At 46.5% G+C, this 21380-nt stretch carries 19 protein-coding genes; 5 read left to right on the top strand and 14 right to left on the bottom strand.

The window, feature by feature from the left end; all coding sequences use genetic code 11:
- Positions 1–122: 122 nt before the first annotated feature.
- The 5 genes from kdsB to ACAY30_RS05910 form a co-directional block, all read right to left on the bottom strand.
- The gene (gene kdsB / locus ACAY30_RS05930) at positions 123–917 is read right to left on the bottom strand and encodes a 3-deoxy-manno-octulosonate cytidylyltransferase (RefSeq protein WP_290251484.1); all 795 of its coding nucleotides are present in this window, start codon (positions 915–917) and stop codon (positions 123–125) included.
- A complete protein-coding gene (locus tag ACAY30_RS05925) occupies positions 917–1102 on the bottom strand; it encodes a Trm112 family protein (RefSeq protein WP_290251483.1) in 186 nt (61 codons plus the stop codon). The genes kdsB and ACAY30_RS05925 overlap by 1 nt, the downstream gene beginning before the upstream one ends.
- Positions 1092–2096: a tetraacyldisaccharide 4'-kinase gene (gene lpxK, locus ACAY30_RS05920; RefSeq protein ID WP_290251482.1), complete on the bottom strand. Its 1005-nt coding sequence runs from the start codon at positions 2094–2096 to the stop codon at positions 1092–1094. The genes ACAY30_RS05925 and lpxK overlap by 11 nt, the downstream gene beginning before the upstream one ends.
- 68 nt (positions 2097–2164) lie before the next feature.
- A complete protein-coding gene (msbA, locus tag ACAY30_RS05915; RefSeq protein WP_290251481.1) occupies positions 2165–3952 on the bottom strand; it encodes a lipid A export permease/ATP-binding protein MsbA in 1788 nt (595 codons plus the stop codon).
- A gap of 213 nt (positions 3953–4165) precedes the next feature.
- Complete coding sequence (locus ACAY30_RS05910; protein ID WP_290251480.1) at positions 4166–7126, bottom strand: ComEC/Rec2 family competence protein; 2961 nt, start codon at positions 7124–7126, stop codon at positions 4166–4168.
- A gap of 166 nt (positions 7127–7292) precedes the next feature.
- On the opposite strand from ACAY30_RS05910, the gene ACAY30_RS05905 reads away from it, so the two are divergent.
- Entirely contained in the window at positions 7293–7808 is a 516-nt protein-coding gene (locus tag ACAY30_RS05905; RefSeq protein ID WP_290251479.1) for a DUF2062 domain-containing protein, read from the top strand.
- A gap of 497 nt (positions 7809–8305) precedes the next feature.
- Here ACAY30_RS05905 and lolE read toward each other — a convergent pair whose 3' ends face one another.
- From lolE to ACAY30_RS05885, 4 genes are all read right to left on the bottom strand, one after another.
- A complete protein-coding gene (lolE, locus tag ACAY30_RS05900) occupies positions 8306–9550 on the bottom strand; it encodes a lipoprotein-releasing ABC transporter permease subunit LolE (RefSeq protein ID WP_290251478.1) in 1245 nt (414 codons plus the stop codon).
- Positions 9551–9556: 6 nt separating this feature from the next.
- Entirely contained in the window at positions 9557–10282 is a 726-nt protein-coding gene (lolD, locus tag ACAY30_RS05895) for a lipoprotein-releasing ABC transporter ATP-binding protein LolD (RefSeq protein WP_290251477.1), read from the bottom strand.
- On the bottom strand, positions 10275–11567 hold the full coding sequence (locus ACAY30_RS05890) for an ABC transporter permease (RefSeq protein ID WP_290251476.1): 1293 nt from the start codon (positions 11565–11567) through the stop codon (positions 10275–10277). The genes lolD and ACAY30_RS05890 overlap by 8 nt, the downstream gene beginning before the upstream one ends.
- Positions 11568–11657: 90 nt before the next feature.
- Positions 11658–11786: a hypothetical protein gene (locus ACAY30_RS05885; protein ID WP_290251475.1), complete on the bottom strand. Its 129-nt coding sequence runs from the start codon at positions 11784–11786 to the stop codon at positions 11658–11660.
- A gap of 155 nt (positions 11787–11941) precedes the next feature.
- On the opposite strand from ACAY30_RS05885, the gene mfd reads away from it, so the two are divergent.
- The 3 genes from mfd to ACAY30_RS05870 all read left to right on the top strand — a co-directional run bounded on the left by mfd (position 11942) and on the right by ACAY30_RS05870 (position 17379).
- Complete coding sequence (gene mfd, locus ACAY30_RS05880) at positions 11942–15433, top strand: transcription-repair coupling factor (protein ID WP_290251474.1); 3492 nt, start codon at positions 11942–11944, stop codon at positions 15431–15433.
- A 72-nt stretch (positions 15434–15505) separates the two neighbouring features.
- Positions 15506–17071 carry a CsiV family protein gene (locus ACAY30_RS05875; protein ID WP_290251473.1) on the top strand — a complete coding sequence of 522 codons (1566 nt, stop codon included), beginning with the start codon at positions 15506–15508 and terminating at the stop codon, positions 17069–17071.
- Positions 17072–17076: 5 nt separating this feature from the next.
- Positions 17077–17379 carry a DUF1244 domain-containing protein gene (locus ACAY30_RS05870; RefSeq protein ID WP_290251600.1) on the top strand — a complete coding sequence of 101 codons (303 nt, stop codon included), beginning with the start codon at positions 17077–17079 and terminating at the stop codon, positions 17377–17379.
- Positions 17380–17536: 157 nt separating this feature from the next.
- Here ACAY30_RS05870 and rsuA read toward each other — a convergent pair whose 3' ends face one another.
- The 4 genes from rsuA to ACAY30_RS05850 form a co-directional block, all read right to left on the bottom strand.
- Entirely contained in the window at positions 17537–18226 is a 690-nt protein-coding gene (rsuA, locus tag ACAY30_RS05865; RefSeq protein ID WP_290251472.1) for a 16S rRNA pseudouridine(516) synthase RsuA, read from the bottom strand.
- Between the two features lie 112 nt (positions 18227–18338).
- Positions 18339–18722, bottom strand: a complete 384-nt coding sequence (locus ACAY30_RS05860; RefSeq protein WP_290251471.1) for a ribbon-helix-helix domain-containing protein — start codon at positions 18720–18722, stop codon at positions 18339–18341.
- A complete protein-coding gene (locus ACAY30_RS05855) occupies positions 18709–19377 on the bottom strand; it encodes an AAA family ATPase (protein WP_290251470.1) in 669 nt (222 codons plus the stop codon). The genes ACAY30_RS05860 and ACAY30_RS05855 overlap by 14 nt, the downstream gene beginning before the upstream one ends.
- Before the next feature lie 62 nt (positions 19378–19439).
- Positions 19440–19742, bottom strand: a complete 303-nt coding sequence (locus ACAY30_RS05850) for a PilZ domain-containing protein (RefSeq protein WP_290251469.1) — start codon at positions 19740–19742, stop codon at positions 19440–19442.
- A 223-nt stretch (positions 19743–19965) separates the two neighbouring features.
- On the opposite strand from ACAY30_RS05850, the gene ACAY30_RS05845 reads away from it, so the two are divergent.
- Complete coding sequence (locus tag ACAY30_RS05845) at positions 19966–20487, top strand: gamma carbonic anhydrase family protein (RefSeq protein ID WP_290251468.1); 522 nt, start codon at positions 19966–19968, stop codon at positions 20485–20487.
- 128 nt (positions 20488–20615) lie between these two features.
- Here the strand turns inward: ACAY30_RS05845 and trmB are convergent, their stop codons facing one another.
- Positions 20616–21344, bottom strand: coding sequence for a tRNA (guanosine(46)-N7)-methyltransferase TrmB (gene trmB / locus ACAY30_RS05840; RefSeq protein WP_290251467.1), 729 nt, complete (start codon positions 21342–21344; stop codon positions 20616–20618).
- Positions 21345–21380: the final 36 nt, after the last annotated feature.

Genomic DNA, 21380 nt, shown 5'->3' with positions numbered 1-21380 from the left:
AAAAGCTAAGGGAAACAGGTTGTGTTAACCGCTAATCAACCTAGCTGCAGGCTAAGTCGTGCAAACTCAGCGTTAGCCGTGTTGTAAGTACTCGTTACTGGGTTAGTGTTACTGATTCAGTGTTACCGGCTTAGCGTTGCCGCGTATTGTCTGGCTTTATCCAGATCTTGTTGGGTATCGACCCCTTCTACGGGCAGCCGGTTTTGCGCAACGTCAACGTGAATTTTTTCACCTTGATACAATACCCGCAGTTGCTCAAGCGCTTCAATGTGCTCTAGCTCACTAGCCGGCCAACTGACGTAGTCTTTGATAAACGCAGCGCGATAGGCATATATGCCTATATGGCGTAAGTAGTGGTTTGATTGCGCCTTGCTCAACTCGCTTATCTTACCTGTTGCGGCAAATGCATCGCGGTTATAAGGCACGCTGGCCCTTGAAAAGTAAAGCGCATAGCCGTTTTTGTCTAATACCACTTTTACCGCGTTGGAGTTAAACACCTCGTCGGCCTCGCTAATGGCCACAGCCAGTGTTGACATGCGAGCAGGATGAGCAGCGCTGTTTTGCGCGGCTAAGTTGTTGGCCACTTGGGCAATGTTTTCACTGGGGATAAACGGCTCATCTCCTTGCACGTTAACAATAATGTCATCGTCGTTAAAGCCATACTGAACTACCACTTCAGCCAACCGCTCAGTGCCCGATTGATGATCAGCGCGGGTTCGACAAACTTCGGCGCCAAAACCTTTTACCGCCTGCTCAACCGCATCGTTGTCGGTGGCTATAATGACTTTATCAGCCCCCGAGGCAAGCGCTTTTTCGTATACCCATTGGATCATCGGCTTGCCTTGAATATCGGCAAGCACCTTACCGGGTAATCGGCTCGATTGGTAACGAGCCGGGATCACAACAACAAAGCTCATTAGTTTCTCTCGTCTTCGGTTAATTTGCGCGCTTCGCTCTCTAGTAACACCGGAATGTCATTTTCAATGGGGTATGCAACGTGATCAAACTTGCATATTAGCTCGGTTTTTTCGTTGTTGATCGCCAGTTTGCCTTTGCATACTGGGCAAGCCAAGATTTCCATCAGTTTTATATCAAATGCCATAGTTTTTACATCTCGTGGTAATTAAATTTAATAAATTGGTGTTATCGCGATCGCTAAAATGTGCGTCTACGGTTAAATACCAGCCGTTGTCGCCAGTAAAATCACTACATTTTACCGCGTCTTTTTCGGTCATTAACAGCGGTACGCTTGAATCAAATTGAGTTATATCACACTCGTTAAACTGATGATGGTCAACAAAGCCAACCGCGTTTTGCAGGGTAAAACCAAGCGTTGTTAAGGTATCAAAAAAGCGCTGTGGCGAGCCAATACCGGCTAATGCGTTCACATTGTGGCTGTGAGCGCTGATAAACTCTGCAACGCTGACGCGCTGTTGACTGCGTATATTAACCAGCTGTTGTGCTTCTAGGTGCATGGCCATTTCGTTAACATCGGCCAAACCGCCATTAACAATAACCCTATCCACCGTATTTAACCGCCACAAACCCTCGCGTAGCGGCCCAGCGGGAAGTAACCAACCATTGCCAAAACGGCGTTTGCCGTCAATGACCACAAGCTCCACATCGCGCTTTAATCGATAGTGTTGCAGGCCATCGTCACTGATCACCAGGTTGCAACCAAGCTCGATTAAGCGCTCTACGTTGGCCACTCTGTCGGGGCTAACAACCACGGGAACCTTAGTGCGTTGGTAAATTAACACCGGCTCGTCCCCGCCTTGTTGGGCGGATGTATTATCGTCAATTAGCAAGGGTTCTGTAAGCTTGTCACCGCCGTAGCCGCGACTAATAACGCCCACCTTAAAACCGCGTGCTTTGAGCTGTTCGACTAAAAAAACCACCACTGGTGTTTTACCGTTACCGCCAACGCCAATATTGCCGACAACCACCACCGGCACCGAAAGTTTAGGCTGAGCCAACAGCCCCAGTTTATAGAGTAATCGACGCAACGCGCTAAGCGCCCAGAACACGGGGCTAAGTGGCAATAACAGCCATTTGATTGGATGGTCTAAAAACCACGCTTTTTCAATTAAACGCACACTGTGTTCCTATCCTGTATCTGCATGTAATCAAGTGCTCCACCGCGGATTGCCGTTAACGCGTCGGCCTATTGGCCAAACTGAAACGCGTGCAGCTGCGCATAGGCACCGCCTTTGGCGAGCAGTTCGCTATGACTGCCCTGCTCAATTAATTCACCTTGATCCATAACCACAATGTTATCGGCATTTTCTATGGTTGATAGGCGATGCGCTATCACCACGCTGGTGCGATTTTTTTGCAAATGGGTCAATGCGTCTTGAATGTGACGCTCTGATTCGGTGTCAAGTGCACTGGTGGCTTCGTCGAGGATCAAAATAGGTGCATCGCACAACAAGGCGCGCGCAATGGCCACCCGCTGGCGCTGACCACCACTTAACATACTGCCGTTTTCACCAATATTGGTATCAAGTCCTTCTGGTAAACCTTCGGCAAACTCAAGTACATGGGCGGCTTTGGCCGCTGTTTCAATTTCAGCACGCGTTGCCTCTGGCTTACCGTAGGCGATGTTATTGGCCAAGGTATCGTTAAACAACACCACTTGTTGCGACACGTAGGCAAATTGACGGCGTAAATTACTGAGCTGGTAATCGCGAATGTTTTCGCCATCAATTTTAACCGCGCCGCTGTCGGCGTGATAAAAACGCAACAATAGTGAGCTAATGGTCGATTTACCCGAGCCCGAGCGCCCCACTAGCGCCAATGACTTGCCTGATTCGAGGGCAAAGCTGATGTTTTTTAGTGCTTGTTTTTCACTGCCTTGATAGGAGAAACTGACATCCTCAAAAACAATGTCGCCTTTAACCCGATCAACGGTTAATGTGCCGCTGTCTTGCTCAACCTCTTGGTCGAGTACCTCAAACACGCTGGCTGCTGCCGCCATGCCCCGCTGAAATTCACTATTGACCGTGGTCAGCATCTTAAGTGGGCGCAACAACATGATCATACAGGTAACAACGGTGGTAAAAATACCCGGCGTCAGGGTTTCAATAAAGCCGTCTTGTCCAGCCATATACAACACAAACGCCAACGCAAACGAGGCAATGATTTGAATCACCGGTACACTGCTTGCCTTGGCGGCAACGAGCTTCATTCGCTGTTGGCGATTTTGGTTATTAATTTTGGCAAAGCGCTCAAATTCCCGTTGTTGGCCACCAAAGGTCAACACCACTTTGTGACCGTTAAAGGTTTGCTCTGAGGCACTGGTGACAATGCCCATCATTTTTTGAATGCGAGAACTCACCGCGCGAAAGCGCTTTGACACCACCACAACAACGCCGGCAACAACCGGCACAATCAACAAGAAAATCGCCGATAACTGCCAGCTGTAATAAAACATTAAGCCCAATAAACCAATAACAAAGGCGCCTTCTTTGATCAGCGTTAACAGCGCTTTAGAAACCGCATTGAGCAATTGTTCGGTGTCGTAGGTGATTTTTGAAATTAAGTTACCGGTTGACTCTTGATCGTGAAATGGCACCGGCATCGCAACGATGTGCTCGAACAGTTGCTGTCTAAGTCGCATCACCACGTGATTACCCATCCAGGCCAAGCAATAGGTGGCAATAAAGTGACACACACCGCGCAGCGCGAAGGCGACTAAGACAAAAATTGGCGCGTATTTTAGGATGTTCGGATTGGCGTTGGTTAAACCATCGTCAATGAGTGGTTGTAGTTGTGAAAAAAACAGGGTGTCAATGCCGGCGTACGCCAACATGCCAATAATAGATAACGCAAAGCCTGCTCGAAGACCTCGAGTATAGCCAAATAGACGACGAAACTGTTGCCACGTACTGACTTGCTTGTTGGTACCTTGTTGTGCCGAATCTGCGGCAATCTTAGGCGCGGTGTTTTGCATATAAGTCTCAAATTGAGGCGTAAATTAGCTGATCCGTCTATTTTACAAGAAAAAGTAGTAAATCATAGTGTTAACCTAAAGCTTTTGTTCACAACATAGCGGTCGTTGCTGTTAATAATAGCCAAAATGCGCACTAGCTGGCGATATTTTCACCATAACACAACAATTATAGCGCTAAGGAGTTGCTATAGCGCCAAGGAGTAGCAGCTTGGTTCAATTAAACGGCCACAATGGCCGCAGGTGTTGCCGATAAGTAAAAACCTCGATGCGCTTATCTGGCAGATCGCCGCTTGGCAAAAATTGAAATACAACCATACCGTCTACCGCAGTATTAAACGCGGCTGTACCGGCTTGTTGATAACGCGCTTGAACCTTACTTACAGGCATTTGCCATCGATTTAAAAAACCGCTGCTATAGACCACATATTGGCTTTGCAGCTGTTCGACAAACGCCTGACTAGATGAGGTTTTAGAGCCGTGATGCGGGGCAATAACCACACTAAAGTCGGTGTCTAACCGCGCTAACAACTGCTGCTCTATGCGCTCGGAAATATCGCCCGGAATAAGCACTTTGTGGTGGTTGTCCGTAACTAGCCAAACACACGAATCGTCGTTTTTGTCCCCTTCGGCTCGCTGTGGTGACAAGGTGCTAATGGTTAGCCCCTGCCATCGCATGGTCTGTCCCGCATAGCAACCATAGTGCAACACCGTGTTCGCGCGATTAGCATTTAGAGCCTTGTGGTGTTGATTAGCCAACTGAGCTGGCTTTACCGTTTTTAAATGTGATTGCAATTGTGGTGTTGGTGTTGGTGTTGGTTTTAGTTTTGGTTTTAGATTTGGTTTTAGATTGGATTTTAGTGCGCTGACCATATCACCTTGCTCGATATACCTGTCGATAGCGCTGATATTAGTGATAAGTGCGCCTGTTAGCCGAGCGTCTATCAGCGCCGACAAGCCGCCAGCATGGTCGTTATCGCCATGGCTTATCAGTGTGTAATCAAGGTGGGTAATTGACTTAAAGCGCAAATACGGGATGATAACCGCATCGACAAAATTAAAACCACTTTTGTAACTCGCTCCGGTATCGTATAACACGGCTCGTTGATTGGGCTCAATCAATACCGCCAAGCCATGACCAACATCAAACACCACCAGTTGCCACGGTGTCTGTTCAGTCGCTGAAGTCTTAAGGGCCAAGGGTTGAATGGGTGATGGCTGACGGGCGTCATTGTCACCACTTTCTTTAGCGCTAGTGAGGCTTAGCTCTGCACTCAATTGCTGTATTAGTGACGACAGTGTTGCCGGTATCACTAAAAACGCGCTAACGCTGATCACCAACATTTTAACCTTGGCCTTGGTATCAAGTGGCAACAGCCAACTGAACAACGCCGTAGCAGACAACAACAGTAATGCCGCTTGCAGGCTTGCTCCTAAATTGGTCAGATTCAATGCCGACCCCCAGTGCGTCACCAATGTGGTTAAATACCAAAGACACGCTTGCATCAAGTGCGCACTGAGCTCAAATATGGCATGAGCAAGCGGCACTGACAACGCGCTAGTTAATGTTGCTAGCAAGCACAGCGGGATCACCGTCATCGACATCACCGGCACCACCACAACGTTGGCAATCGGTGATACCAATGACGCTTGGCCAAACAACAGCAATGACAACGGCAACGCCACCAATGACACCAACACTTGTACCAGCACTAGCGCGATGAACCAACGCCGCAATGCACTGTGATGGCGCATTCGATGTGCAAAGTAAAACAAGCCGTAGATGATCACCACCACGGCGAGCAGTGACAAATAAAAGCTACTGTCAAACAAGGCAAACGGCTCGATAAGTATTACCACAAAAGTACTTAACAGCACGTATCTAAGTGGCATAAACGGCCGTTTTAACAAACTCAACACCACCAACACCACTAGCATCGCCAACGCGCGTACGGTTGGGATGGCAAAACCGGCTAAGTAAGCGTACACAGTCGCCAAAATGATACTGCTTAGCAGAGGCAAATAATAACCGTAACAACTGAGCAGGCGGTAACTTGTAATAAGGTATAAACACAACCGCCCAAGGACAAAACCCAGTGTACCAATAAGTGACAAGTGCAAGCCCGATATGGCAAATAAATGGGCTGTACCTGTGTCGCGCAGTAATTGCCATTGCTCGTCGCTAACTTGGCTTTTATCGGCTATCGACAGTGCCAATAATAAAGCCTTAAGCTCAGGCGCAATCGGGGTATCACCGTGATTGAATGCTAATGTTAGTCGATGTTGAACTTGCTGGCGCTTACTGGGCGATTGCACTATCACCTGATTCCAGTCATCAAGGCCGTAGTCATCAGCATAAGCATCGTCTTGGCCATCGCGAACAATAGAGCCCGCAGAGCCCGCGTTACTGGCCCAATCCAATCGATGGTTTTCCATTTGTTTGACATAGCCAGTAAAGTGAATGCCATGGTGTTTAAGCCAGCGCGCATAGGAAAAACTCCCCAGATTGGCAAAACCGTGTGCCGGCTTAAGCTTAACTTGCAATGTAAGCCGATCGCCTTGACTAATCGCCACCAAACCTTGGCGTGACCCGTCGCCTTGCCGGGCAAGAGGTAACAAGATTGAGTTAAAATGCAATCGCGCAATAATGGGTTTTGTTAACGGGTGTTGGTCAATAACGTCTATTGCCAAGGTGACTTTGACGCCGCGATTTGCTGCCGCTGTTAACCTCGTCTCTGTGCTTTTATCGCCAGCGTTATCTAGCGACTCTGAACTGGGAATAAGCGATAACACCTCGGCGCGCACATGAACGGGATTTGGGTATGGGTTAGCGGTTATCGGCGGGTAAAAACGAAACGATGCCAACTGGGTTATTAGCGCACTAGCGCCTCCCTCTTTCTCATTAGTGAGCGAATGATTGGGCGATTGATTAAGCGAATTGCCGCGTAGCGACTGATAAACAATGGCGTTATACAAAAGGTAGCTAAAACCAAGGCTAAAGGCGATAACCAAATAGCTGATTTGTCGGCTAGACAGAGCAAAAACGAGCTTAGATAGCAAAAACAGTACAACAACAGAAGACAAATAGAGCGCAAGCAGATAGAATATGCCAACATTTGCAGGGATCAGGCAGGCGATAACACCTCCTGTCAAAAAGCAGAGTAACCACCGTTCCATAGTGAAGATTCCAATTTTTTTGCGCGATCGCTTCGGTGTTTAACGCATCGTTTGACTAAGCTTAACAGTATAGACCAAGCGTTGGTGGCTGACTGCAATTAACATCGATGCCACACAAAACGTCGCATAAGAAGTTGTATCACAAATCGTATTTTCCAATTAAGTTATGCCAAAAAAACTGATAAAACGTTATTTACCGGATCACACCAGTATCAAATCAAATAAGTACCTGCAAATTTTTGGTGAGGTGTTACACGATGCAAATCTTTGGCATTTAAATCGTCGTTCGGTTGCTAAAGCCTTTGCTGTTGGTTTGTTTATGGCCTTTATTCCAGTGCCATTTCAAATGATTTTCGCTGCCGGCTTAGCCATTATTTTTCACGCCAACTTACCGTTATCGGTGGCCTTAGTGTGGGTGAGTAATCCAGTAACCATTCCGCCAATTTTTTATTTTTGTTATGTACTTGGCACCACGTTAATGGGCGTACCGGAAAAGCAATTTGAATTTAGCTTATCGTGGGAGTGGTTTGTGTCGAGTCTGTCAACGGTGGGTGGTCCGTTTTTACTCGGTTGTTTGGTATGTGCCATTTTCTTTGCTACCCTCGGCTACTTTGTGATTAATTTTATTTGGCGCTATCAAGTAACCCGCAACTGGAAAAAGCGTTTAACTAGAAACGTGTAATAAGCTGTAAGCGACAAGCTGTAAGCGATAAGCTGTAAGCGTTAAGCTGCAAGCTGTAAGCGATAAGCTGTAAGCGATAAGCGGTAAGCGGTAAGCTGCAAGCTGTAAGCGATAAGCTGTAAGCTGTAAGCGATAAGCGGTAAGCGTTAAGCTGCAAGCGGTAAGCGATAAGCGTTAAGCTGTAAGCGATAAGCGGTAAGCTGCAAGCGGTAAGCTGCAAGCGGTAAGCGGTAAGCGGTAAGCGGTAAGCTGTAAGCGACAAGCTGTAAGCGCTAAGCCACGCGCCCCTAGATGTGTATGCATCTGAGCAGAAAAGAAAAAAGGCGATGAGTATTCACTCGCCGCCTTTACTTATTGGTTCGCTAATTCCTTAGCTCCCTAATTCCTCAGCTCTTTAGTTCCTTAGTTCCTTAGAGCCTTAGCGACTTAATGCCTTGATTCCTTAGCACTCAATATATTGTCTCAGCCCTAAATTCTTGGCCAAGTAAGTTTAGCGGCTAGCCCCCTTGACCAAGTACTTGTGCCGGGTCAATTTTGCTGGCTCGCCAAGCCGGATACAAAGTGGCTATCAAGCTAAGGATCAGCGCCGCGATGACTGTTACTATCACATCTTGGCTGTGCAATTCGGTGGGAATAAAATCAATAAAATAAATATCGCCCGACAAAAACTTAACGTTTAATGCCTGCTCTATAGTTAACACGATTTCGGTTAAGTTATTGGCTAAGTAAGCACCCAAAAGACCGCCGATAAGCGCCCCTAACACCCCATTGGTCAGCCCCTGAAAAACAAAGCTGAGCATTAAGGTACGCGGTTTTGCCCCCATGGTTTTCAAGATGGCAATATCGCTTTTTTTGTCGTTAACCGCCATAAACAAACTGGACACAATGTTAAAGCTTGCCACCGCAATCACCAATAACATCACCACAAACATCACCGTTCGCACCAGTTGAATGTCGTTGAACACATGGCCTTGACTGCGCGTCCAGTCATCCATGTACACATAAATATCGAGCTGCATGCCAATGTCTCGCACGATTTGAGGGGCGGCAAAAACATCGTCAACGGCAATGCGTAGGCCATGCACTTTATCGCCGATAGCGGCGATTTCCTGGCCCATTGGCAGCGGAATATACGCCAGTGTCTCGTCGATAGAACCGCCAAAGTCAAATATCGCTGCGATAGTCATATTGCGCTTAATAGGCGAGGCAAAATGGGCGTTATCACTACCGGGTCTTGGCAATAACAATTGCACGCTGTCGCCCACACTAACCTGCAATTTATTGGCAATGCCCTTACCTATCACCATATTGTTGCCACTGAGGTCGGCAAACGAGCCTGCAGAGATAAACTGCTCAATACTCGACACTTTGGTTTCGTACTCAGGCAACACCGCGCGCAGTTCTAACGCTTTTAAGCGCTCACCTTTTTGCAGTAAGCCGCCAAGTTTAACCAGCGGCGCTGCCTGTGTTACGTTGGGTTGCTGATTGAGCAATGACACCCGTTGTTGCCAGTTGTCAATGGGCTCGGCTACCGCAATAAACTCACCATGAGGAAAAATCGACAATAAGCGTTTGGTTAACTCGCGCTCAAACCCATTCATCGCCGACAACACCAAAATAAGTACCATTACCCCCAAGCCAATGCCGATGGTAGACGATGCCGAAATAAACGACGCAAAGCCTTTGTTTTGCTTAGAGCGCACGTAACGCAAGCCAATAAATGCACTGAGTGGTTGATACATAGCGACTTACTCTACTGCCGTTGACGGTACATCGACTTGCGGTTGCGCATTGCTTGACAAGTCAACGAGCACACCGTGATCTAGTTTTAACTGTCGGTCCATACGAGCGGCTAAGCCCATATCATGGGTGACCACCACAAAGCTGGTGCCAATCGATTGGTTGAGCTCTTTGATCAAGGCAAAGATTTGCTCCGCGGTATCAAAATCTAAATTACCAGTAGGCTCATCGGCAAGTACAATTGACGGCTTGGTCACCAAGGCTCTGGCAATGGCCACTCGCTGACGTTCACCGCCGCTGAGCTCACCTGGGCGATGACTAAAGCGATGACTCAAGCCGACTTTGGTTAACATTTCTCGCGCTTGTTGCAGTGCCTGCTTTGGTTTGTCGCCGCGAATAAGCAGCGGCATAGCGACGTTTTCTTCAGCGCTAAACTCCATCATTAGGTGATGAAATTGATAAATAAAGCCCAAGTGTTTATTGCGAAAATCGGCGCGTTGTTTATCGCTTAAGGCATAGATGTCGGTGCCATCAATAAACACCGACCCCGACGTTGGCGTATCTAACGCACCGGCCAAATGCAAAAAAGTACTTTTACCACAGCCCGAGCTACCGACAATAGCCACCAGTTCGTTATCGCGCACACGCAAATCAAGACCTTTTAAAATTTCCGTTTTTTGCGGACCTTGTTGATAATGCTTTACCAACTTGTCACACACCAACACATTATTCATTTCGTAATACCTCTGCAGGTTGGGTTTTCGATGCTCGATACGCGGGATATAAAGTGGCGATTAAACTCATTGCAATGGCAAGCGCTACAATGAGTGCGACCTGCTCAATTTGCAATTCTATTGGCAAGGTTTGGGCAAAGCCCCCTTGGCCGAGAAGGTTAACGCCAAAAAATGACAAAATAGAGTTAATATTTAAGGTTAATAACACGCCGACAACAGCGCCTAGTAAGGTCCCCCACAGGCCATTAACCATACCTTGGGTGATAAAAATTTGCAGTATTTGTTGGCGCTTCATCCCCAAGGTTTGCAAGATACCGATCTCCCCTTGCTTATCAATAACCACCATCACCAAGGCGGAGACAATATTAAAGGCAGCAACGGCAACAATCAGCCCGAGCATCAACCACATCATGTTTTTTTCTAACTGTACGGCGGCAAACAAACTGCCTTGGCTAGCATTCCAGGTAGATATGTCAAACGGCTGTTCAGTTTGTTGACCTTGTTGCCCATTTTGTTGCGCACTTTGTTGCGCACTTTTTTGATTAATGCGCTGTGCCAATTCGCTGCTAACCGCTTTGGCATCAAATGCATCGTGTAAATACAAGCGCACATTGTCAATGTGATTTTTTGGCTGGCGCATTAATCGCGCTGCGTCTTGATGATGAATAAACACCATGTGTTGATCGGCTTCTGAGCCAACTTGAAACACCCCTGACAGGGTGAAATTACGCTGTACCGGCACCCGCCCCATGGGGGTAAAAATGGTTTTGTTGGGTAAGGCAATGCGTACTTTTTCGCCAATTTGCACGCCGAGCTTGCGCGCCAATGTGGTGCCCATAATAATGCGGTATTGTTGTGCTTGTAAGTCGGTTAACTGACCGATTTGCATCTTCTGGGCAACCAAGGCGTATTGGCTTTCATAGCGCGGTGATATACCTTGTACTAATACGCCTTGCAAGTGACCGGGGGACTGAATAAACGCTTCGCTTTGCACGTACGGCGTTGCTCCTTTGACCCGCGGATCATCACTAAACGAGGCGATAAACTGATCGACATCGTCAAACGCGCCATTTTTCGGGCTAATAACCACGTGTGGAACCAGCCCCAAAATACGTTGTTTAAGTTGCCCTTCAAAGCCGTTCATCACCGAAACCACAGTGATCAACGAGGCAACGCCCAGTAGGATACCGGCGATAGAAAAGAAGGTAATAAATGAGACAAAACCTGAGCGATTTTGGCTGCGACTGTATCGGTATCCGATAAATAAGCTAACCGGCTGAAACATCTAAATTTTTGTCACGCTTATAATTATAATTACATTTGTCGCCATGATAGCACTTAATCACTTGGGTTGAACAGAACAACGGTGCTATGATTAGCCTTTTTTATCGCTGTGGGCAAACAGTGTACCAAGCAAGACTAATACGCTAAGCCGAGTTGGGCCTGCAATGCGTATTAGCTGATCGGGTAAGTTAACTATCGCCATAACACGCCCTATACTCATAGAGGTCAATGCTCAAAGAGGTCAATGCTCAGCTATCACTTGCCGACAAAGGCAATCGATGCGACCCCATTAACGGGCGATAGAGTAACGAGCCGTTGCCCTAAGCACGCGCGATAACGACAACAAACGCCAAACTAACGTTAGATAGAAATTTTATGACAACAGCTGCCGATATATTTACGCCACCCGTTAACGCTACAAAAGCCACAACGCGTATTCATAACGATAAAAAGCAATGGCTTGATTTAGCTGGTTCAAGCGACACCATTGCCATTTACCACGGCGCTCTTGCCCATAAAGGCTTAACCCTACTAGTCACCCAAGATACCGCCTGCGCCTTGCGCCTAGAGCACGAGCTGGGCAGTATCAGTCAAGCTGATTTGGACATTTGCCTATTTCCTGACTGGGAAACCCTGCCGTACGACAGTTTTTCGCCGCATCAGGATATTATTTCACAGCGCCTACTCACCTTGTACAAACTCAGTAGGATGACACAAGGTATTGTTATTGTTCCCGCGCACACCTTAACCCATCGCATCGCGCCAAAACAGTATATTGATGCCAATACCCTGATAATCAAAACGGGTGATAACAAAGACATCAACAAGTTGCGGTTAGATTTAGAGCAAAGCGGTTATCGCGCCGTTGATCAAGTAATGGAGCACGGCGAATTTAGCGCCAGAGGCGCCATTGTCGATTTGTATCCGATGGGCAGTAACGTACCGTTTCGCTTAGATTTTTTTGATGATGAAATCGAGTCAATTCGCACCTTTGACGTAGATAGCCAACGCTCAGCCGATACGGTAAAAGCGATTGAGTTGTTACCTGCGCATGAGTTTCCAACCGACCAAGAAGCCATTAACTTATTCCGCCAAAATTATCGCGAGCAATTAAAAGTTAGTAACGACAAAGACTCGATTTACTATCAAGTATCTAAAGGTATCATTCCAGCGGGTATAGAATACTACTTACCGCTGTTTTTTGAACACACCGAAACCTTATTTGATTACTTGCCATCGCACACCTTGCTGATCAATTACGGCGATACCGAGTTACACCTAGACCAGTTTATTCACGATTTAAACTTTCGCTATGAAGACCGCCGCTACGATCCGTTGCGGCCACTGCTTGCGCCAAGTGCGCTGTTTTTGAGCAAAGAGCAACTGTTCGCCCAGTTTAAAGATTACCAACGCATCGATGTTGCCAAAAACGCCAGCAGCTCCGCTGGTAAACAACACTTTGCCACCCAAGCCTTGCCCAAAATTGCGGTTAATCACCAATTAAAACAGCCTCTGGCTGCGCTAATTGAATTTATTAACCAGTGCCGAGAACAGTCGCTGCCGATTTTATTTGTGGCTGAATCACAAGGTCGACGCGAAACCTTAAGCGAGTTATTGCAGCGCGAACAAATCAAAGCGACAGAAGTTGCCAGCTTGGATCAGTTCTTAACCACAGAGTGCGATATCGCCATCAGTGTCAACGCTTTGGCACACGGCTTTATTTATCGCGGTAAACAGCCGTTTGCCCTGATCACCGAAGACGACTTATTTGCCGATCGAGTAAAACAGCGCCGTCGAAGCAGCAAAAGCGAGCAAACCAATAGCGAAGCGCTGTTTAAGAACCTCACCGAACTGTCGATTGGTCAGCCTGTGGTGCACATTGAACACGGAATCGGTCGTTATCAAGGTCTACAAACCTTTGAAAACCAAGGGGTGGTGACCGAATTTTTAACCCTCAGTTACGCCAACGACGCAAAACTCTACGTACCGGTGGCGTCATTGCATATGATATCGCGCTACAGCGGTGGTGAAAGTGAAACCACGCCGTTGCACAAACTCGGCACCGATGCGTGGCAAAAAGCGAAGAAGAAAGCCGCTGAAAAAGTGCAAGACGTGGCTGCTGAACTGCTTGATATTTACGCCAAACGCGAAAGCAGTCGCGGTTATCAATTTAAACGCGATAAAAAAGACTACCAGGCGTTTGCCGACAGCTTTGGTTTTGAAGAAACCGACGATCAACAACAGGCCATTACCCAAGTTATCGCCGATATGCTCGATCACAAACCCATGGATCGATTAGTTTGTGGTGACGTTGGCTTTGGTAAAACCGAAGTGGCGATGCGCGCTGCGTTTATTGCCGCCAATGACTCTAAGCAAGTGGTTGTGTTGGTACCCACTACCCTGTTAGCGCAACAGCACTATGAAAACTTCAAAGACAGATTTGCCAATTGGCCGATTAATATTGAGGTATTATCGCGCTTTAAAACGGCAAAGCAGCAAAAGCTAGTGATCGACGACGTTGCCAGTGGCAAAATTGATATTTTAATTGGCACCCACAAGTTGCTGTCTGATGATATTAAATTTCACGACCTTGGCCTGTTGATTGTTGACGAGGAACACCGCTTTGGGGTTAAGCAAAAAGAGAAAATCAAACGCCTTAGAGCCAACGTTGACATTTTAACCTTAACCGCAACGCCGATCCCGCGAACCCTAAATATGGCCATGGGTGGGATGCGCGATTTGTCGATTATTGCCACGCCTCCGGCCAAGCGACTGGCGGTAAAAACCTTTGTCCGTCAGCGTGATGACAACTTGATCCGCGAATCGGTATTGCGCGAAGTACTGCGCGGTGGTCAGGTTTACTTTTTACACAACAATGTAAAAACCATTGAAAAAACGGCGCAAGACTTACAGCAATTGCTTCCCGAGGCAAAAATTACGGTGGCTCATGGACAAATGCGCGAGCGCGAGCTCGAACAGATCATGAGTGATTTTTATCACCAGCGCTTTAACGTTTTGGTGTGTACCACCATTATTGAAACCGGTATTGATATTCCAACCGCCAACACCATTATTATGGACCGAGCCGATCACTTGGGCTTAGCCCAACTGCATCAATTGCGCGGGCGCGTTGGTCGCTCACATCATCAAGCCTACGCGTATTTGCTCACCCCGCACCCTAAGCGAATGACCAAAGACGCGATAAAACGCTTAGATGCGATTGCCCAATTGGAAGATTTAGGCGCGGGCTTTGCTTTGGCAACCCACGACTTAGAGATTCGCGGTGCCGGTGAACTACTTGGTGAAGATCAGTCAGGACAAATGGCCAGTATTGGATTTAGCTTGTATATGGATATGCTCGACCAAGCGGTGGACGCATTAAAACAAGGCAAGCAACCGGCACTTGACGATTTAACCGCTCAGCAAACGGATGTCGACCTGAAACTGGCGGCCATTTTACCCGAAGACTACATTGGTGATGTCAATATGCGCCTGTCGTTGTACAAACGCATTGCCAGCGCCAAAGACAACGACGAGCTCGACGATATTCAAGTAGAATTGATCGACCGCTTTGGCCTGCTACCTGATGCGGCTAAAAACTTGTTCCACAGCGCTAAATTAAAGCTAAAAGCACAGCAACTTGGCATTAAACGAGTTGATGCAAATGCTAACAGTGGTAGTATTGAATTTGCAGATGATACCAAAGTTGAGCCAATGCATATTATTAACCTGATCCAAAGCCAACCCGCGGTATACAAAATGGACGGCGCGAATAAACTGACCTTTCGCTTGCCATCGCTTGAAGATGGCAAACAACGCATCAGTGCGCTGCAGCAATTATTAACCCAGCTTGGCGAAGCCGCATAGCGCGAAAACAAACGCGAATTGACGATTAATTTAACGACTTTTAACCAAAATTTACCAGCAAAGGCACCCTAGATGCAGTTTACTGATGATGTTTTTTCTTTGACGGAAACACAATACCGCAATCATCCTCGTTTACATGACAAACGCGCATGCGTTGGCGAACAGACAAATCTCATGGTCAATAGCACGTCAACATCACGCCGTACAAAGCCGTTTTTTAATCGCCGTATAAAGCCGCTTGTCGCCCTTGCCTTATCGTCAAGTTTGCTGTGTTTGCCAGCCAATAACGCAATGGCTAATAACGCGACCGGTAATGATCGCTGGTTTGAAATCGAAGTGATTTTACTCGAACAACTCGGCGATGTATCACAAGCCAATGAAGACATTGAGCAATTGCGCGTACAAGACCCTACACTGCAAGGCAAAGCCAATATCGATTTGATCAGTGAAGAATTAAACAAGGTACTCAAATTTAAAAATCCGCCATCGGGTTGTGATGCCTTTATTGATTTCTCTGAGTTTCAACCGAAAGTAGCAGGCGCAAACAGCAACGATAACCAACAACCCAGCGTCGATAACAGTGTCGATAAAAACGCCACTGATGCTGATACTGATTCTGGCGCACTGTATGTTGATCTCAGCGACAGTGAGCAGCAGGCAAATGCCGCATTTACCACAGTAGACGTTGCCTACAACAAAGTTGCCGGTGAACTGACTGATCAGAATGCTGAACAGGATGGCACCGAGTTAGATATCACCCGAAACAAGCGCAATAGCCAGACAAGTACTGACCAAGGCGATGCCCAAGCGAGCGGGTATGATACCGACAATTGGTTTAACAACCAGTTGGCGAGCAGCGAAAGCTCTGCCGAAAATGAATATAACTGCGACAATTTATTGCGCCGTAGCAATCGCATAGAGCAAGAGTTGTATGATATTCCAAGCGTTATTGGCGGCAATGAAACGGGTAATCAGAGCCCTTACTTGATGAGTAAAGACAGCTTAAAGTTAACTCACATTCGCCAAACATTAGCGCGTTCAAAGAACTTTCGTCCGCTATTGCACATTGGCTGGCGACAAATCGGCGAGCCCCTGAATGCAGCCACACCGGTGCGACTAATCGCTGGCGACAACGTACAATTAGGTCAAGCAGATGCAGCGCAATCTAGCTCACAACCTTTGTCGCCACTGCAAGCTGAATCGATGGTGTATCAACACATTAAACAGACCATTAATTCAACCCGCTCACTGCCGAACATGGAACCAGAAAATAGCCAAGATAGCGCTGCGATTAACGCCGTTAACGCGTTAAAACAGCAACAACTAACGCCATTACTTGGCGACATTGAGCCTGTTGATATTGAATTGGGCATCAACGCACTGGATATCAACCAACTACAAGCGGCACAGCAAGCGTTTAAAATTGACGGTTTAATGCGAGTTCACTTAAATCACTACTTATTTATTCACGCGTTTTTTAATGTGTTAGACAAAAACGACCAGGGTGAAACGATTAGCATTCCATTTGCCCAAAGTCGCCGGGTGATCAGTGGTGAAATTCATTATTTTGACCACCCATACATGGGCATGATCGTGCAAATTAGACGCTATAATAATACCCCTGACAACAAGGAGTAATAATGATGACTGAACAACAACAAACGCAAATTGAAGCGGCAGTATTTCGCCGCTTGTTAAAACACCTCGATTCGCGCAAAGACGTGCAGAATATTGAATTGATGAATTTAGCCGGTTTTTGCCGTAACTGTTTTTCAAAGTGGACCGTTGAAGAGGCGAAAAACTTAGGCCTGGATGTCGACTTAGATACCGCCCGTGAACGCGTTTACGGTATGCCGTATCAACAGTGGAAAGAAAACTATCAAACTCCAGCCACAGCCGAGCAACTAGCTAAGTACGAAGAGTTACAAGCGCAAAAAAACAAATAGCAAAGTTGTATGGCGAACAGCGCTCAGATCGGTTTGCACTACTAGAGTAATCTGCCCGTTATCGTTATGAGCGCTTTTAGGCTTGCAAATAACCACACAGAGTAAGCGTAAGCCTTGTCAAAACAATTACTAAACCGCTAGAAGACCATACGCCAAGCTAAATACTGGCAATTTCTTGCTCGGTTAAATAGCGCCATTGGCCTGGCGCTAATTCAGCATCAAGGGCGATATCACCAACTTGCTCGCGATGTAAACCCACCACCCTGTTGCCGATGGCGGCAAACATGCGCTTTACTTGATGATACTTACCTTCGGTAATTGTTAGCAGCGCCTCTTTTTCACCGATAATTTCTAACACTGCAGGCTTGGTTAGGTGCTTTTCATTTTGCAATTGCACACCGTGCGCAAATCGCTCAATTGCCGATTCAGCAATGGGCTTTGAGGTTTGCACTCGATAGCGCTTAGCACATTGTTTTTTGGGAGAGGTAATGCGATGTGACCACTGACCGTCATCGGTAATTAACACCAACCCTGTGGTATCGGCATCTAGGCGACCGGCGATGTGTAAGTCAAAGGCGCGATCTACGTCGACAAAATGCAGTACCGACGGGTAAAGCTCGTCGATATTTGAGCAAATACAATCAACGGGTTTGTGTAGCATAATGTATTTTGCCTTGGCAAAATACAGCTTGTCGCCATCAATGCGCACATCGGATTCTTCATACGCTTGTGCACTGGGATCTTTTTCGACCGAACCGTTAACGGTGACCAATCCTTGTTTCAGCAGCTTTTTTGCTTCGCTACGGGTTAACTCCGTACAGCGACAAATGTATTTATCGAGTCTCATTTGGTGTTCGTCATTGCCATAAAAAAACCGATAATAGCACAAGCTAATATCGGCTTTCTATGTCAACGCAAAGAAACACTGCGGCTAGTATCTACTGCTGTTATTTAGTCAGTCACTTAATTTTAGACAACTGTAAACTTACTGGGTTATCTTGATAAAAGAACTCACTAACTAATATGCGCAAGATACGCGATTTAGCGATATTAGTGCGTTTAGACAATTCATTTAGTTGCTCAATAATATCTTCGCTCAAAGTAAATGTCGCGTGTCTAAAGTTGCAGTCTTGATTGTCCTTATCGGTGTCTATTTGCGCGGATAAGCTTTGCTTGAGCTCTTCACCCAAGCGCTTTAATTGCATACTTTGTGCTTGCAAATCAGCACTGACAATTTGTGGCTTACCCATCGCGTAATTGACTGAATCATCAATAAAATCATCAACAGTAAAGGTACGCTCTACTTTGGTGTGTGACTTTTTTTTCAGATCAGCCAAACTCATAGCTAGACTCCTGTTTAATGGCTAACATTTCCTCAGCAATAGCGCGTATTTCTTGCGCTGCTTTGCCATCTGGCTCTATCTCTAATACCGAGGTGCCTTTTTCTTCACTGTCGTCGTAAATATTACGTGAATAGGTAATAGACTCAAGCACGTTAATGCCATACGAGGCACAGACTTCTTTGGCTTCAATGATACGACGCGCTTGATTTGGCAACGACGGACACTGAGTGATAACAAATGACGCGATCATCTTAGGGTTAACCATTTTACAGGTGCTGAGCATATCTTCCATGTGCGGCGCGGTTTTGATGTCGCGACGCTTTGGTCGCAATGGGATCAATACGTGATCGGCCACCGACATAGACGCGCGCAGTGCCAAGTTATCTTGACCACCACAGTCGACGATGACGTAATCGTAGTGTTCGTTCAAACTCAATAAGTCGTTGCGGATTTTACCGTACAATTGGATGCAGTTAATGGTTGCCAATTGAGGGTCGTTGTTACGCGCGTGGATCCAATCGGATGTGGTGCGCTGTGGGTCACAATCGGCAATCAATACCGATGCTTGTTTTTCTTTTGCGAAAAATACTGCAATGTTTTGGGCCAAACAACTTTTGCCGCTACCACCTTTTTCACCGCCTACTAACAAAATCATGTTGTGTTTCCTTTTCGTTTATTATTCTTAAATTGATCTAAAATGAGTTTTAAACGAGACAGTCAAACCATCTGAAAGCCCATGCTGTATCGGCCATTAGGCAGTTCGATGCAACGGATTACTTTCGCGGTTAGATTTCGGCTTTCGGGGTGATCGGCTTGAAACTTGAAGTCCACCACGGTACCTACAGCGATTGCGTAATCGTATTCAATTCGCAAACCGCCGCGGGAGAAATCTTCGCATTTACACTTGACTTGATGAGCTTGGCCTTCGGCGTCATGCCATGCCAAGTTAACTAACTCACCTTCCATATCAATGCGAAAAAATTGACGGCGCTCTATTGGGTCTATATTAGGTTCTGACATTATTATTATCCTATAGATTCAATTACTTTTAGCGTGGGGGCTACAAGTAGGAAGTATCTTCCTAACTGTAATATAACAGCAATTCTCAAAAGGTTACAATTTTTTAATGATTGCAATTTCACAGCGGGGTGTTCATTATGAGGCGCGCCGAAATAAAAAATAACAATGATAGCGCAGATTTTAAACAGCAAACTTTGACATTTTTGGGGAATCTTGCCGTATTATGATTTATCAAATAGAAAACAAACAGCCCAGTTTTGCCGGTAATAATTTTATTGCACCAACGGCGGTAGTAATTGGTGATGCTCACGTGGGCCGTAACACCAGTGTTTGGTTTAATGTGGTTATTCGCGCCGATAACGACAGCATTCACATTGGTGACAATTCGAATATTCAAGATGGCAGTGTACTGCACGTTGACCCAAACTGCCCTATTAGCATAGGTGAGGGTGTAACGGTTGGCCACAAAGTCATGCTGCACGGCTGCACCATTGGCGATAACAGTTTAATAGGTATGAATGCGGTGGTGCTAAACGGCGCTCGCATTGGCAAAAACTGTGTTATTGGCGCCAATACATTGATACCTGAAAATATGAAAATTGCCGATGGCTCACTGGTATTAGGTAGCCCAGGTAAAGTCGTCAAACAGTTAGATGAAAAACACCTAGCCATGCTTAGCCAAGCGGCGGAGCAATACGTGGTGAACGGTGAGCGATACAACGTGCTGGGCAAAGTAATTGGTTAGATAACAACAGCAAATGAATGGATAACAAAAGGGCTGCGCTCTGTCTTCGAAGCTATATAGTCGAAACAGAGCACAGCCCTTTTTTAAAAGCCGATAATGACGCTTACCAGGTCATCGTCTGCTGAGTTTTAGTCAACTCGCTCAAATTGTAGGTCCCACACGCCATGACCTAATGTTTGACCGCGATTTTCAAACTTGGTAAGTGGTCGAGAGTCTGGGCGAGGTACGTAATCGTCAGTTGCCGACAGGTTTTTGAAACCCGGGGCGCCAGTCATATCATCTAGCATACATTCAGCGTAATTCTGCCAATCAGTCGCCATGTGAAAAACACCACCAATGGCTAACAATTGGCGCACGCTTTCAATAAACTCAGGTTTGACAATGCGACGCTTGTGGTGACGCGCTTTGTGCCACGGATCTGGAAAGAATAATTGCAATGTATCAATGCTGCCTTTGGGGATACAGTCAGCAATGACTTCGATGGCATCGTGCTCGTATACTCTAAGGTTGGTAACACCCTGCTCTTCTGCCAATGCCAAACAAGCACCAACACCCGGACGGTGAACCTCAATGCCAATAAAATTGCGGCTAGGATCATTTTTGGCCATTTCTACCAGCGATTTACCCATACCAAAACCAATTTCTAAAGTTACTGGGTTGTTGTTGCCAAACACAGCGTGCATATCTAGCATACCGTCACTGTGATTAAGCCCCATGCTATCCCATAACGTTTCCAAAGCTCGCGCTTGACCTTTGGTTAAACGCCCTTCGCGTTTAACATAACTGCGAACCTTGCGGATATATTTACCTTCAGCCTCAGCTTGCTCTATGGTTTTGTGACCACGTTCATCGCTCATAAAAGCACTACTCTCTATATTATTTCGATTGTTAGA

Origin of the sequence: Thalassotalea ponticola (assembly GCF_041379045.1) — a bacterium.
GTDB lineage: Bacteria > Pseudomonadota > Gammaproteobacteria > Enterobacterales > Alteromonadaceae > Thalassotalea_A > Thalassotalea_A ponticola.
This window is presented reverse-complemented; position numbering and strand designations above follow the sequence as displayed.